Raw genomic sequence first — 13,338 nt, 5'->3', positions numbered from 1 at the left:
TTCCCGGATGGCGCTGCGCTTATCCGGGCTACAAAACTGTAGGTCGGGTAAGGCGTTAGCCGCCACCCGACAAAAAACGGCACCGCGGGTCGCTCGGGTTAGGCGCTCGCGCCGTGACCTGGGCTGTTCCCGCCCCCCTTAAGGAGAGACCTATGGTTACTGCATTAATCATCGTCGCCGCCATCGCCTGGCTTACCCAGCTGGCCTTTGGCGGCTGGCAGATCCGCCGCTTCAATCGCGCCTTTGATAGCCTGTGCCAGCAGGGGCGGGTGGGCGTCGGCCGCTCCGCCGGGCGCTTTCAACCGCGCGCCATCGTCGCCATCGCCGTCGATGATAACGACCGCATTAGCGACACGCTGCTGATGAAAGGCTTCACCATTTTCGCCAGTCCGCAAAAGATCCCGGCTCTGGCAGGCAAACATATTGCGGAATTGCAGCCTGATGTGATCTTTCCCCATGATCCGCGCTGTCAGAATGCACTATCATTAGCGCTTAATCCGAAACATGGATAATTTCGTTGTAAAAGTAAATATCTTGCGAAATTATCACTTCGAAACTTAAACGCAGGATAGACGCCTATGAAACCACGTCAGCGCCAGGCAGCCATTCTCGAGTTCCTGCAGTCGCAGGGAAAATGCTCGGTCGAAGAGCTGGCGCAACACTTCGATACCACTGGCACCACCATCCGCAAGGATCTGGTCACGCTGGAAAACGCCGGCACCGTCATTCGCACCTACGGTGGCGTGGTACTCAACAAGGATGAAGCCGATCCGCCGATTGACCATAAAACGCTGATCAACACCCATAAAAAAGCCCAGATTGCCGAGGCCGCCGTGCGATACATCCACGATGGCGATTCAATTATCCTCGACGCCGGCAGCACCGTGCTGCAGATGGTGCCATTGCTGAGTCACTTCAATAACATCACGGTGATGACCAACAGCCTGCATATCGTCAACGCGCTATCAGAGTTCGATAACGAGCAGACCATCCTGATGCCGGGCGGCACCTTCCGTAAAAAATCGGCCTCTTTTCACGGCCAGCTGGCGGAAAACGCCTTCGAACAGTTCAGCTTCGACAAGCTGTTTATGGGCACCGACGGTATCGATCTGAACGCCGGAGTCACTACCTTTAATGAGGTCTATACCGTCAGCAAAGCGATGTGCAACGCCACCCGCGAAGTGATCCTGATGGCCGACTCATCCAAGTTTGGTCGTAAAAGCCCCAATATTGTCTGCGGCCTTGAACGCGTGGATAAATTGATTACCGATGCCGATATTGACCCGGAATTCCAGCGGGCGCTGGAAGCCAAAGGTATTGAAGTCATTATTACTGGAGAACATCATGAGTAACTTTTTGTTAGAGGCCGGACGCCAGACCCTGATGCTTGAGCTGCAGGAGGCGAGCCGCCTGCCGGAGCGCCTGGGCGACGACTTCATCCGCGCGGCGGAAACCATTATCCACTGCGAGGGCAAACTGATTGTCTCCGGTATCGGTAAATCCGGCCACATCGGTAAAAAGCTGGCGGCAACCTTCGCCAGCACCGGCACCCCGGCCTTTTTCGTCCATCCGGCGGAAGCCCTGCACGGCGATCTCGGCATGCTCGATAGCCGCGACGTGATGCTGTTTATCTCCTACTCCGGTAGCGCGAAAGAGCTGGATCTCATCGTGCCGCGGCTGGAAGAAAAAGGCATTCCGCTGCTGGCGATGACCGGCAAATCCACCTCGCCGCTGGCGCTGGCGGCGAAAGCGGTGCTGGATATCGCCGTGGAGCGCGAGGCCTGCCCGATGCATCTGGCGCCAACCTCCAGCACCGTCAACACGCTGATGCTGGGCGACGCGTTGGCGATGGCGGTGATGCAGGCGCGCGGTTTCAATGAAGAGGATTTCGCCCGTTCCCACCCGGCGGGCGCCCTCGGCGCGCGGCTGCTGAACAAAGTGCATCACCTGATGCGTCGTGATGAAGAAGTGCCGCGGGTCAATACCGAGGCTAACGTCATGGACGCCATGCTCGAACTAAGCCGAACCGGACTCGGCCTGGTGGCGGTCTGCGATGAAGCCAACCGCGTGCAGGGCGTTTTCACCGACGGCGACCTGCGCCGCTGGCTGGTTGCTGGCGGTACGCTCAACGATGGCGTCACTCGGGCGATGACCCGCAACGGCGTAACGCTGCAGGCGGATAGCCGCGCGGTGGAAGCCAAAGAGCGGCTGATGAAACACAAAATCAGCGCCGCGCCGGTAGTGGATGAGAACGGCCAACTGGTCGGCGCCATTAACCTGCAGAACTTCTACCAGGCGGGGATCCTTTAAGCCCCAGACGTTTCGCCAGCCGATGCAGGTTGGCGACGTCCAGTTCCAGCGCTCGGGCGGTCGCCGCCCAGTTGCCCTGGTTCGCCTCCAGCGCGCGGCTAATGGCTTCTCGCTGAAAAGAGTCGGTCGCCTCGCGCAGATTGATGTTTCCCGTCGCGGGCGCCGCTGCCGCCGTCTCAGTCGGCAACATCGGCGCCGCCACCGCAAACTGGAAATGCTGCGGCTCCAGGACCACTTCATCACCGGCCTGGGTGGCCCGCGCCAGCACCACCGCCCGATGGATAGCATGCTCCAGTTCGCGCACGTTGCCCGGCCAGGACCACTGCTGCAGCCGGTTTCGCGCCGCCTCAGCCAAAATGACCCGCGCCAGCCCCATCCGCAGGCGGCACTGCTCGCAGAAATAGCCCGCCAGCAGCACCACGTCACTTTCCCGCTCGCGTAGCGGCGGAACCGACAGCGGGAAGACGCTCAGCCGATGGTACAGATCGGCGCGAAAGCGCCCTTCCACCACCTCCTGGCGCAGATCGCGGTTCGTCGCCGCCAGCACCCGCACATCGACCCGCAGGCTGCGGTCATCGCCGACGCGCTGAATATCGCCATACTGCAGCACGCGCAGCAGTTTGGCCTGCAGCGCCAGCGACAGTTCGCCGATTTCGTCAAGAAACAGGGTGCCGTTATCCGCCATCTCAAATTTACCGCTGCGGTTGCTGATAGCCCCGGTAAATGCCCCTTTCACATGGCCGAACAGCTCGCTCTCCGCTACGCTTTCCGGCAGCGCCGCGCAGTTGAGGTACACCAGAGGGTTGGCGGCTCGCGGCGACCCCTGATGCACCGCCTTCGCCACCAGCTCTTTGCCGGTGCCGGTTTCGCCGCTGATCAGCACGTTTAAATCCGAGGCGGCGACGATATCGATCTCTTTTTTCAGCTGCAGCATGGGCCCCGACAGGCCGATGATCTCCTGGCGCTCCGGCAGCGGGTAATTCACCGCCTGCGCCGGCAGGACGTTTTGCGCTTCAAGGCGGGCGATAAGCAGCGCATTATTCAGCGCCCCGGCCACCAGCGCGGCAATCAGCCGCAGCTCTTCATCGCTGAAGCTATCGAAACGATCGGCATCCATGCCGTCCAGGGTCAGCGCGCCAATCAGCGTCTGCCCGGCAAACAGCGGCAGTCCCACGCAGGCATGGACTTTGAGGCTCTCATGACCGGGGATCAACCCGTCATAGGGGTCGGGCAGGTCGCTATCCGCCGGGAAGCGCACCACATCCCCGGCGCGCGCAATCGCCTCCAGCCGCGGGTGTCCTTCCAGGGCAAAGCGCCGACCGAGCACATCCTGCGCCAGGCCATCGATCGCCAGCGGCACAAACTGATGCGCCTCATAGCGCAGCAGCGCCGAGGCATCGCAGCCAAGAATTTGCCGCAGGGTAGTAATCAGGCGCGAAAAGCGGTCGGTGTGACCAATATCGCTTTGTAAATCTATGGCGATTCTCGCCAGCTCGTCGACGGAAAAACTCATTGCCGCTCCATTGTCATTTTGACAATACGCATTGTCATATCGACTATTTTAACCATTGTCATTTTGACAACAACCAAAATCAGAAAAAATTAAAAACAGATAATTATCAATGAATTAAAAAGTTGGCACGCAACTTGATATAAGCCAGTCAACTGAGTTTAAACACACTGTATTGATTGAGGTTGCTATGTCTATTGTGGTGAAAAATAACATTCTTTGGGTTGGCCAACGTGACTGGGAAGTGCGTGATTTCCACGGCACCGAATATAAAACGCTGCGCGGCAGCAGCTACAACAGCTATCTCATCCGCGAAGAGAAAAACGTGCTGATCGATACCGTCGATCATAAATTCAGCCGCGAGTTCGTACAGAACCTGCGCCGCGAAATCGACCTCGCCGACCTCGACTATATCGTCATTAACCACGCCGAAGAGGACCATGCCGGCGCGCTGACCGAACTGATGATGCAGATCCCGGATACGCCGATCTACTGCACTGCCAACGCCATCGACTCGATCAACGGCCACCATCATCATCCGGAGTGGAACTTCCACGTGGTGAAAACCGGCGATACTCTCGACATCGGTAACGGTAAACAGCTGATCTTCGTGGAAACGCCGATGCTGCACTGGCCGGACAGCATGATGACCTACCTGACCGGCGACGCGGTGCTGTTCAGCAACGACGCCTTCGGCCAGCACTATTGCGACGAACATCTGTTCAACGATGAAGTGGACCAGACTGAACTGTACGAACAGTGCCAGCGCTACTACGCCAACATCCTGACGCCCTTCAGCCGCCTGGTGACGCCGAAAATTACTGAAATCCTCGGTTTCAACCTGCCGGTGGAGATGATTGCCACCTCCCACGGCGTGGTCTGGCGCGATAACCCGACGCAAATCGTCGAGAAATACCTCGAGTGGGCGGCGGATTATCAGGAAGATCGCATCACCATCTTCTACGACACCATGTCCAATAATACCCGCATGATGGCGGACGCCATTGCCCAGGGGATCACCGAGGTTGACCCACGGGTAGCGGTGAAAATCTTTAACGTCGCCCGCAGCGACAAAAACGACATCCTCACCAATGTTTTCCGCTCGAAAGGCGTACTTGTCGGCACGTCCACCATGAACAACGTGATGATGCCGAAAATCGCCGGGCTGGTGGAAGAGATGACCGGGCTGCGTTTTCGCAATAAACGCGCCAGCGCCTTTGGCTCGCACGGCTGGAGCGGCGGCGCGGTAGACCGCCTGTCCACCCGCCTGCAGGATGCCGGCTTTGAGATGTCGCTGAGCCTGAAAGCCAAATGGCGCCCGGATATCGACGCGCTGGAGCTGTGCCGCCAACACGGTCGCGACATCGCTCGCCAATGGGCCCTCTCGCCGCTGCCGGTTGCTGAAGCAGCGACAACACCGGAACCACAGGACTGCGCCTGTGCCGCGGCCGCGGCCGCCGATCTCGGTCCCATGATGCAGTGCAGCGTGTGCCAGTGGGTCTATGACCCGGCGAAAGGCGAATCTAATCAGGATGTACAGCCGGGTACGCCGTGGAGCGAAGTGCCGGACAATTTCCTCTGCCCTGAGTGTTCTCTTGGCAAAGATGTCTTTGACGTACTGGCGACGGAGGCAAAATGAGTGATGGCATCGTCATCATCGGCTCGGGCTTCGCGGCCCGCCAGCTGGTGAAAAATATTCGTAAGCAGGATGCGCAAATCCCGCTGACCCTCATCGCCGCCGATAGCATGGATGAATACAACAAACCGGACCTCAGCCATGTCATCAGCCGCGGACAGAAGGCCGACGATCTGACCCTGCAAAGCGCCGGCGAGTTCGCCGAGCAGTACACTCTGCGTCTGTTTCCCCATACCTGGGTAAGCGATATCGACGCCGAAAACCGGTTAGTGAAGAGCCACGATAACCAGTGGCGCTACGACAAACTGGTGCTGGCCACCGGCGCGACGCCGTTTATCCCGTCGGTGCCGGGGCGCGAGCTGATGCTAACGCTCAATAGCCAGCGCGAATATGGCGCGGCGCAGAGCCGGCTGCACGACGCGAAGCGCGTGCTGATCGTCGGCGGCGGCCTGATTGGCTGCGAACTGGCGATGGATTTCTGCCGCGCCGGTAAAGCGGTAACGGTAGTCGATAACTCCGCCAGCGTGCTGGCGGCGCTGATGCCGCCGGAGGCCAGCAGCCGCCTGCAGCATCGGCTCACCGAGATGGGCGTACATCTGATGCTGAAAACGCAGCTGGAGGGGCTGGAGCAAACCGCCGACGGCATTCGCGTCAGTCTCGATCGCCAGCGCGCGATAACCGTCAATGCGGTGGTGGCCGCCGCCGGCCTGCGCCCGGAAACGTCGCTGGCGCGCCACGCCGGACTGCAGATTAACCGCGGTATTGTGGTCAATAGCCAGCTGCAAACCAGCGACCCGGCGATTTATGCGCTCGGCGACTGTGCGGAAATCAACGGCGTGGTACTGCCGTTCCTGCAGCCGATTTTACTCAGCGCCATGTGCCTGAGTAAAAATCTGCTGGCGCAGGCGGGAGAACTCAAGCTGCCGCCAATGCTGGTGAAGGTGAAAACCCCGGATCTGCCGCTGCATCTGGCCGGCGACACCCGCCGCGACGATCTGACGTGGAATATCGTGGCCGCCAAAGAGGGGCTGGTGGCGAAAGGCGTGGATGCCGAAAACCAGCTGCGCGCCTTTGTGGTCAGCGAAGACAAAATGAAGGAAGCCTTTGCGCTGCTCAAACAACTGGTAAGTTGATGGTTTTCCCGGTTGCGGCGTAAACGCCTTAGCCGGGCTACGGTATTGTCCTGGTAGCCCGGCTAAGCGCAGCGCAAGCCGGGAACATATCCAGCCTAGCGCGCCAGATTGTCGTAGCCGCGCCAGCGATAGTTAAGCACCGATAGCGCCCAACAGGCGACAAACAACCCGACCACCACAAATCCGGCGTCGCCGAGGTTGTCGTTTAACGCCCCTACCCAGCGCCATATTCCGCCGCTGAGCGCAAACTTATCCATCAGCAGGCCCAGCGCTTCCAGGCCGCCGATAAACAGCGCCACCACCACCGAGGTGCCGGTGATGGTCATGTTGTAATAGAGCTTGCGCTGCGGTTTGCTGAACGCCCAGCCGTAGGCGCCGACCATCAGCACGTTATCGAGGGTATCCACCAGCGCCATACCACTGGCGAACAGCGCCGGGAAGACCATAATCGACCAGACGGAAATCCCGCTCGACGCACCGGCGGCGGAGATACCCAGTACGCCGATTTCGGTGGCGGTATCAAAACCGAGGCCAAACAGGAAACCGACCAGGTACATCTGCCAGCTGCGGCTTATCAGACGGAAGGTCTTGCCAAACAGCCAGCTCATCACCCCGCCGCCGCTGACGATTTCGTCGCTCACCGGCTCTCCGCGCTTCCATGCCCGAAAGCTGCGCCACACGCTGCGTAAAATCACCAGGTTGATAAAGGCCATCGCCAGTAAAAACAGGGCCGACACGGCGGTGCCGATAACGCTACCGGTATCATGCAGCCAGCTCATCTGCGTGCTGAAGGCGGTGGCGGTCGCGGCAATCGCCGCCGAGGCCAGCACCACAATCGATGAGTGGCCCAGCGAAAACCACGCCCCGACGGCGAAAGGCCGCCGCCCCTGCTGCATCATCTTGCGGGTCACGTTATCAATCGCCGCAATATGGTCGGCGTCCACCGCGTGGCGCAGGCCGTAGCCCCAGGCCAGCAGGCTGGCGGCCATCAGCGCGCCGCTGTCGCCAAAGGCCTGCAGCGCCCAGCACCAGGCCAGTAAATTCGCCGCGATCAACCCCAGCACCAGACCCGCGGCGCGCGGCTGCTGGCGTAAAACTGTCATTATCATGGTTGTATTCCTTGAGCCTGCCCGCGGGCGGCGGCGATCACCGCCTGACCATAGGCGATTGCGCCGTCGCCGGCCGGCAACTGCTGTGCAAACAGCAGAGTAAAATCCGCCAGATAAAAGGTCAATCGCGCCGCCAGCAGGCGGTTATGCAGCACCCCGCCGCTGCAGACCATCGTGTCGATGCCGCGGACGGTGGCGCAGTCGCGGGCCATCGCCGCCAGTCCACAGGCCAGGGCGTCGTGGAATGCCCAGGCTTTCTGCGCCGGAGTCGCCTGCCAGCTCAGCCATTGCCGCCAGAAGGTCGCTAAATCCAGCGCGTCGTCGCGCCACGGCAGCGTAACCGGGTGGCTGACGCCGGGGCAGCTGGCGGCCAGCGCCTCCAGCCGACAGGCCGCTTCGCCTTCATAGCTCAGACTCTCCGGCGCGCAATCCAGGGCGCAGGCAACGGCATCAAACAGCCGTCCGCAGGATGAGGCGCGCGGCGCGTTAATCCCGCGCTCGATGGCCTGCGCCAGCAGCGGCCAGTTGCGCTGGCGCAGGGTGGCGGCCTGCGGATAATCCTGCCAGTCAGGGACAAAGGCCAAACAGTGGGCCAGCAAATTTCGCCACGGCTGGCGTGCCGCCAGGTCCCCCCCTGGCAGCGCGACGGCCGGCAGCCCGCCAAGATGTTCGCATTCGCGATAGTTGACCCGCAGGCACTCCCCGCCCCACAGCGCGCCGTTCTCCCCCATACCAATACCGTCGAGTGTCAGGGCGATAACGTCCCCGCCGTCAAGCGGCCAGCGGTGCTCCGCCAGGCACGCCGCGGCGTGGGCATGGTGATGCAGCACTGTCTCCAGCGGCAGGGGCAGGGAGGCCGCCCACTGCGTTGAGCGATAGCCGGGATGGGCATCAACCACCACCCGCTGCGGCACAAACGCGTAAATGCTCTGCATCAGCTGCAGGGCGCTGCGCCACTGCTGTTCAATACCTTCCTCGCCAAGATCGCCAAAGTGCTGGCTCAGCACCGCTTCGCTGCCGCGCGCCAGGCAGAAGGTATTTTTCATATCCGCGCCGAGAGCCAGCAGCGGCGGGATGTCTCCTAGCCCTGGCGGCAGCGGCAGCGCGTCCGGGACGTAGCCCCGGGCGCGGCGCAGCATTTCACCGCTTGAGCGCACCAGTGAATCATCCATCCGCTGTACGATGTCGCGATTATGCAAGAGAAAGCCGTCGGCAATGTCGGCTAAGTCGTTGAGCGCCTGAGCATTACTTAACGCCGGCGGACGGCCGCTAAGGTTGCCAGAGGTCATTACGATGGGGCGCGCCAGGGCCTGCAGAAGCAAATGCTGCAGCGGATTAGACGGCAGCATCACCCCTACTTCCGCAAGTCCTGGCGCTATTTCGTCACACAGGCCGGAGACCTGTGCTTTGGCAATCAGTACGATGGGCGCCGCCGGGGAGCCCATCAGCGCCGCAGCGGCGGCGGGTAAGCCCGTTGCCGTCGGCAGCATTACCGCCAGCGGTTTTGCCGGGCGGTGTTTTCGCGCCCGCAGCGTGGCAACGGCTGCGGGGTTACCGGCATCGCAGGCCAGATGAAAGCCGCCGATGCCTTTTATCGCCACGATGTCGCCCGCCGCCAGCCGGGCGATAGCCGCCTGCAGCGCCGCCTCGCCGTCCAGCGCTTCCCCCTCTGCCCGCCATTCCAGTCGCGGCCCGCAGTCGGGGCAGGCCACCGGCTGGGCGTGAAAACGGCGATCGGCAGGATCGAGGAATTCCGCTTCACAAGGGGAACAGAGCGGGAACGGCGCCATTGCGGTGAAGGGCCGGTCGTAGGGCATGGCGCGAATAATGGTTAACCGCGGGCCGCAGTGGGTACAGTTGATAAAGGGGTAGCGGTAGCGGCGTGCCCGGGGATCGTTCATCTCCGCGAGGCACGCCGGGCAGGTCGCGGCATCGGGCACAATCTGAGTCCGCATCCGTCCCGCCCCGCTCTCGCGGATGGTGAAATCCTGCGGCGTGGCCGCCCAGCGATAGGGAATGCAGGCGGTGCTGTCGATCCGCGCCAGCGGCAGGCAGTGGTCAGCCAGAGCGGCAGTAAAACCGTCGTCGCCCCCGACCAGCCGCACCAGTACGCCGTCGCCGTCGTTACAGACATCGCCGCAGCGGGCCTGCGCCCGGGCCAGCTGCCAGACAAAGGGGCGGAACCCCACCCCCTGCACTTTGCCGCGAATGCGGATTTGCACCCCGTTCATACCCGGTGTTACCAGGCCAGCGCCGTACGGCGACGTTTCTCGATATTCATCTGCTCAAGTTTGTTGCGGTCAACGCACACCAGGGCATGCGTCGGGCAGACTTCCATGCAGGCCGGGCCGCTCTCGCGGTGGAAGCAGAGATCGCACTTGTTGGCTTCGGCTTTTTCCGCCACGACGTTCAGTCCGGCGCCGCTATGGCGGATCACCGGGCGCACCACCACCTCCATCGCCCCGTACGGGCAGGCGACGACGCAGGTTTTGCAGCCGATGCAACGCTCCTGCATCACATGGACAAAGCCTTTATCGCGGCTGATGGCGCCGTTCGGGCAGACATTGGCGCAGGGGGCGTCTTCACACTGACGGCAGGCGGTCGCCGTGGAAACATTGACCCCTTTGATCACGTGAATACGCGGCTGAAAGGTGTGAGGCGTCAGGGAGGCGCAGTCCTGATGTTCCTGATGGGATACCACGCAGGCCACTTCGCAAGTGCGACAGCCGATACATTTGCTCGCATCGGCGATAATGAAACGGTTCATCCATTTCTCCAGCAGTAAGAAGGTTACGCGCCGGAGTATGCATAATACGTTCCAAGTTTTTAACATATTGATTATAAAGACTATTATAGCTGGGCTTTGCTGTCATCGTCAGTAGTGACGATGACAGCTGACGACGTCAGGCACAGGGGCCCGCCACCAGCGACTCGCGTTCAATCAGCGCTCCGGGAAAGCTTTGCTGAAAGTTGAATTCCCCGCCATCCAGCATAAAGATCAGCCGATTGATGCTCTCTTTAATCATCTCCGTCACCGGCACCCGGACGCTGGCGAGCGACGGCACCATATACGGCGCAAGAGCAATATCGTCAAACCCCACCACCGAGACCTGTTCTGGCACCTTAACGCCCAGCTGGTGAAGCTGCTTCATCGCCCCGATGGCCATATCGTCATTGCTCGCCACCAGCGCGCTGTAGGTAACCCCGCGCTGACGCAGGCTCTCCACCCCCGCCGCCCCGGTTTCCGGCGTCCAGCGCCCTTCGGCGATAAGCGCCTCGTTCAGGGCGATGCCGTGGCCAGCCAGCGCGTCTTTGTAGCCGGCGAGGCGTTCGACGCCGGTGGGCGAGTCAAGGGAGCCGGTAATAAAGGCGATATCGCGATGGCCAAGCGCAATCAGCCGCTCCACTACCCGCATCGCCGAGGCTTTTTGATCGGACCAGACGCAGTGGCTGGCGTGGCGGCGCAGGCGGCGATTAAGCACCATGATCGGCTGCGAGTGGTTCTCAACGATCTCGTCCATCTCATCAACGGTGAGAAAGCGCGGGTAGATGATGATCGCATCGCAGCGCAGATCCAGCAGGTACTGGATCGCCTCCCGCTCCTCTTGCGCGCTGTGCTTGCCGTCGGCCAGGATCAGCTGCCGCCCTTTATCCTCCGTCATCCGCGCCACGTGATACAGCAGTTCGCTAAAATAGACGCCGTGGTACAGGGTATTGGTCACCACCAGGCCGAGGGTTTGCGTGGTTTTGGTCGCCAGGTTGCGCGCCAGCAGATTAGGCCGGTAGCCGCTCTCCGCCACCGCCTTAAACACCCGGTCTTTGGTCTCCTGGCTGACATAGCCGTTGCCCGACAGCACCCGCGAAACGGTCGCCTTCGATACCCCCGCGCGCTTTGCGACCTCCAGCATCGTTGCCATGTGATTCTTCCTGTTGCAAAAGTTGCAGGCAGTGTACTGCACGTTTCCCGCTTTTACAGCATTCCCCTGTTCACCAACGCGATCCGGCTCACGGCGACGCTTAGCGATCAAAATCACAAAATTGAGATCATCTTTTTTTATTTCTTGTGAAATTAAATGAAACTCACCATGATTTTGTGGAACCGGTTTCCTATAAAAACATGGTATCGCCCGGCGATGCGGGGCGGTGGCAGATCAGTACCCTATTGATAAACAGGATAAAATCCGATGTCGAAAAATTATGCAGCCCTGGCGCAACAGATAGTCGCGGCAATCGGCGGGGTCGACAACGTCGCCGCCGTTACCCACTGCATGACCCGTCTGCGCTTCGTGGTTAAAGACGACGAACAGGTCGATAGCTCTACCCTGAAAGGCCTGGCCGGGGTGCTCGGCGTCGTGCGCAGCGATAACCAGTGCCAGGTGATCATCGGCAACACTGTCTCCCAGGCCTACCGCGAGGTGGTGAATCTGCTGCCAGGCGACCTGCGCCCGGCTGAGCCGCAGGGCAAAGCGCCGCTGACCCTGAAACGCATCGGCGCCGGGATCCTCGACGCGCTGATCGGCACCATGTCCCCGCTGATCCCGGCGATTATCGGCGGATCGATGGTCAAGCTGCTGGCGATGATCCTCGAGATGAGCGGCGCGTTGCCGAAAGGCTCGCCGACGCTGACCCTGCTGGCGCTTATCGGCGACGGCGCATTTTTCTTCCTGCCGCTGATGGTGGCCGCCTCCGCGGCGGTGAAATTCAAAACTAATATGTCGCTGGCTATCGCCATCGCCGGGGTGCTGGTGCATCCTGGGTTTATCGAATTGATGGCCAAAGCCGCCCAGGGAGAACACGTTGAATTCGCCTTTATTCCGGTTACCGCGGTGAAATACACCTATACGGTGATCCCGGCGCTGGTGATGACCTGGTGCCTGTCGTATATCGAGCGCTGGGTGGATCGCATTACCCCGGCGGTGACGAAAAACTTTCTGAAGCCGATGCTGATCGTGCTGATCGCCGCCCCGCTGGCGATCCTGCTGATTGGCCCGCTGGGCATCTGGATCGGCAGCGCCATTTCCGCGCTGGTGTATACGATCCACAGCTATCTCGGCTGGCTGTCGGTGGCGATCATGGGCGGGCTGTGGCCGCTATTGGTGATGACCGGTATGCACCGCGTCTTTACGCCGACCATCATTCAGACCATCGCCGAAACCGGCAAAGAGGGTATGGTGATGCCATCGGAGATCGGCGCCAACCTGTCGCTCGGCGGCTCTTCACTGGCGGTAGCGTGGAAAACCAAAAACCCGGAGCTGCGCCAGACGGCGCTGGCCGCCGCGGCATCGGCGATTCTGGCCGGGATTTCCGAACCGGCGCTGTACGGCGTGGCGGTGCGCCTGAAGCGCCCGCTGATCGCCAGCTTAATCAGCGGCTTTATCTGCGGCGCGGTGGCAGGCATTGCCGGACTGGCCAGCCATTCGATGGCGGCGCCGGGGCTGTTTACCAGCGTGCAGTTTTTCGATCCGGCCAATCCAATGACCATCGTCTGGGTGTTTGGCGTGATGGCGCTGTCGGTGGTGCTGTCGTTTGCCCTGACGCTGATCCTTGGCTTTGAGGACATTCCCGTTGAGCAGGCCGCTGCCGACGCCAGAGCGCGCCAGGCCCGGGCCCAGGCATCCCACGCCTGAATACACTATTGAT

11 protein-coding genes are annotated in these 13,338 nt (G+C 61.0%); 6 read left to right on the top strand and 5 right to left on the bottom strand.

Annotation, left to right across the window (positions count from 1 at the left end; translation table 11 throughout):
• Positions 1–152: 152 nt before the first annotated feature.
• The 3 genes from gutM to gutQ all read left to right on the top strand — a co-directional run bounded on the left by gutM (position 153) and on the right by gutQ (position 2,310).
• Entirely contained in the window at positions 153–512 is a 360-nt protein-coding gene (gene gutM / locus KHQ26_RS17220; RefSeq protein ID WP_004145754.1) for a transcriptional regulator GutM, read from the top strand.
• 66 nt (positions 513–578) lie between these two features.
• Complete coding sequence (gene srlR, locus KHQ26_RS17215) at positions 579–1,352, top strand: glucitol operon DNA-binding transcriptional repressor SrlR (protein WP_020805090.1); 774 nt, start codon at positions 579–581, stop codon at positions 1,350–1,352.
• Positions 1,345–2,310, top strand: coding sequence for an arabinose-5-phosphate isomerase GutQ (gene gutQ / locus KHQ26_RS17210; RefSeq protein ID WP_004174691.1), 966 nt, complete (start codon positions 1,345–1,347; stop codon positions 2,308–2,310). The genes srlR and gutQ overlap by 8 nt, the downstream gene beginning before the upstream one ends.
• Here the strand turns inward: gutQ and norR are convergent.
• Positions 2,273–3,823 carry a nitric oxide reductase transcriptional regulator NorR gene (gene norR, locus KHQ26_RS17205; RefSeq protein WP_004174690.1) on the bottom strand — a complete coding sequence of 517 codons (1,551 nt, stop codon included), beginning with the start codon at positions 3,821–3,823 and terminating at the stop codon, positions 2,273–2,275. The two genes, gutQ and norR, sit on opposite strands and share 38 nt — an antisense overlap.
• Before the next feature lie 187 nt (positions 3,824–4,010).
• On the opposite strand from norR, the gene norV reads away from it, so the two are divergent.
• Both norV and norW read left to right on the top strand, forming a co-directional pair.
• Positions 4,011–5,459 (top strand): anaerobic nitric oxide reductase flavorubredoxin, encoded by a 1,449-nt coding sequence (gene norV / locus KHQ26_RS17200; protein WP_004174689.1) that lies wholly within the window; start codon positions 4,011–4,013, stop codon positions 5,457–5,459.
• Entirely contained in the window at positions 5,456–6,589 is a 1,134-nt protein-coding gene (gene norW / locus KHQ26_RS17195; RefSeq protein ID WP_004174688.1) for an NADH:flavorubredoxin reductase NorW, read from the top strand. Before norV ends, norW begins: the two co-directional genes overlap by 4 nt.
• A 95-nt stretch (positions 6,590–6,684) precedes the next feature.
• Here norW and KHQ26_RS17190 read toward each other — a convergent pair whose 3' ends face one another.
• The 4 genes from KHQ26_RS17190 to KHQ26_RS17175 form a co-directional block, all read right to left on the bottom strand.
• A complete protein-coding gene (locus KHQ26_RS17190) occupies positions 6,685–7,698 on the bottom strand; it encodes a HoxN/HupN/NixA family nickel/cobalt transporter (protein ID WP_004174687.1) in 1,014 nt (337 codons plus the stop codon).
• Entirely contained in the window at positions 7,695–9,929 is a 2,235-nt protein-coding gene (gene hypF, locus KHQ26_RS17185) for a carbamoyltransferase HypF (RefSeq protein ID WP_004174686.1), read from the bottom strand. Before hypF ends, KHQ26_RS17190 begins: the two co-directional genes overlap by 4 nt.
• Positions 9,930–9,937: 8 nt before the next feature.
• A complete protein-coding gene (gene hydN / locus KHQ26_RS17180; RefSeq protein ID WP_002914875.1) occupies positions 9,938–10,465 on the bottom strand; it encodes an electron transport protein HydN in 528 nt (175 codons plus the stop codon).
• A 136-nt stretch (positions 10,466–10,601) separates the two neighbouring features.
• Positions 10,602–11,615, bottom strand: a complete 1,014-nt coding sequence (locus KHQ26_RS17175) for a LacI family DNA-binding transcriptional regulator (protein WP_004174685.1) — start codon at positions 11,613–11,615, stop codon at positions 10,602–10,604.
• A gap of 267 nt (positions 11,616–11,882) precedes the next feature.
• On the opposite strand from KHQ26_RS17175, the gene ascF reads away from it, so the two are divergent.
• A complete protein-coding gene (gene ascF, locus KHQ26_RS17170) occupies positions 11,883–13,325 on the top strand; it encodes a PTS cellobiose/arbutin/salicin transporter subunit IIBC (protein ID WP_002914879.1) in 1,443 nt (480 codons plus the stop codon).
• Positions 13,326–13,338 lie beyond the last annotated feature (13 nt).

Source organism: Klebsiella sp. 10, assembly GCF_018223925.1.
GTDB lineage: Bacteria > Pseudomonadota > Gammaproteobacteria > Enterobacterales > Enterobacteriaceae > Klebsiella > Klebsiella pneumoniae.
The sequence above is the reverse complement of the archived record's forward strand: the minus strand, read 5'-3'. Positions and strand labels throughout refer to the sequence as shown.

Excerpts from the sequence above, each read along its gene's own strand:
- gutM (WP_004145754.1), top strand. The coding sequence starts at position 153 with ATGGTTACTGCATTAATCATCGTCGCCGCCATCGCCTGGCTTACCCAG.
- srlR (WP_020805090.1), top strand. The coding sequence starts at position 579 with ATGAAACCACGTCAGCGCCAGGCAGCCATTCTCGAGTTCCTGCAGTCG.
- gutQ (WP_004174691.1), top strand. The coding sequence starts at position 1,345 with ATGAGTAACTTTTTGTTAGAGGCCGGACGCCAGACCCTGATGCTTGAG.
- norR (WP_004174690.1), bottom strand. The coding sequence starts at position 3,823 with ATGAGTTTTTCCGTCGACGAGCTGGCGAGAATCGCCATAGATTTACAA.
- norV (WP_004174689.1), top strand. The coding sequence starts at position 4,011 with ATGTCTATTGTGGTGAAAAATAACATTCTTTGGGTTGGCCAACGTGAC.
- norW (WP_004174688.1), top strand. The coding sequence starts at position 5,456 with ATGAGTGATGGCATCGTCATCATCGGCTCGGGCTTCGCGGCCCGCCAG.
- KHQ26_RS17190 (WP_004174687.1), bottom strand. The coding sequence starts at position 7,698 with ATGATAATGACAGTTTTACGCCAGCAGCCGCGCGCCGCGGGTCTGGTG.
- hypF (WP_004174686.1), bottom strand. The coding sequence starts at position 9,929 with ATGAACGGGGTGCAAATCCGCATTCGCGGCAAAGTGCAGGGGGTGGGG.
- hydN (WP_002914875.1), bottom strand. The coding sequence starts at position 10,465 with ATGAACCGTTTCATTATCGCCGATGCGAGCAAATGTATCGGCTGTCGC.
- KHQ26_RS17175 (WP_004174685.1), bottom strand. The coding sequence starts at position 11,615 with ATGGCAACGATGCTGGAGGTCGCAAAGCGCGCGGGGGTATCGAAGGCG.
- ascF (WP_002914879.1), top strand. The coding sequence starts at position 11,883 with ATGTCGAAAAATTATGCAGCCCTGGCGCAACAGATAGTCGCGGCAATC.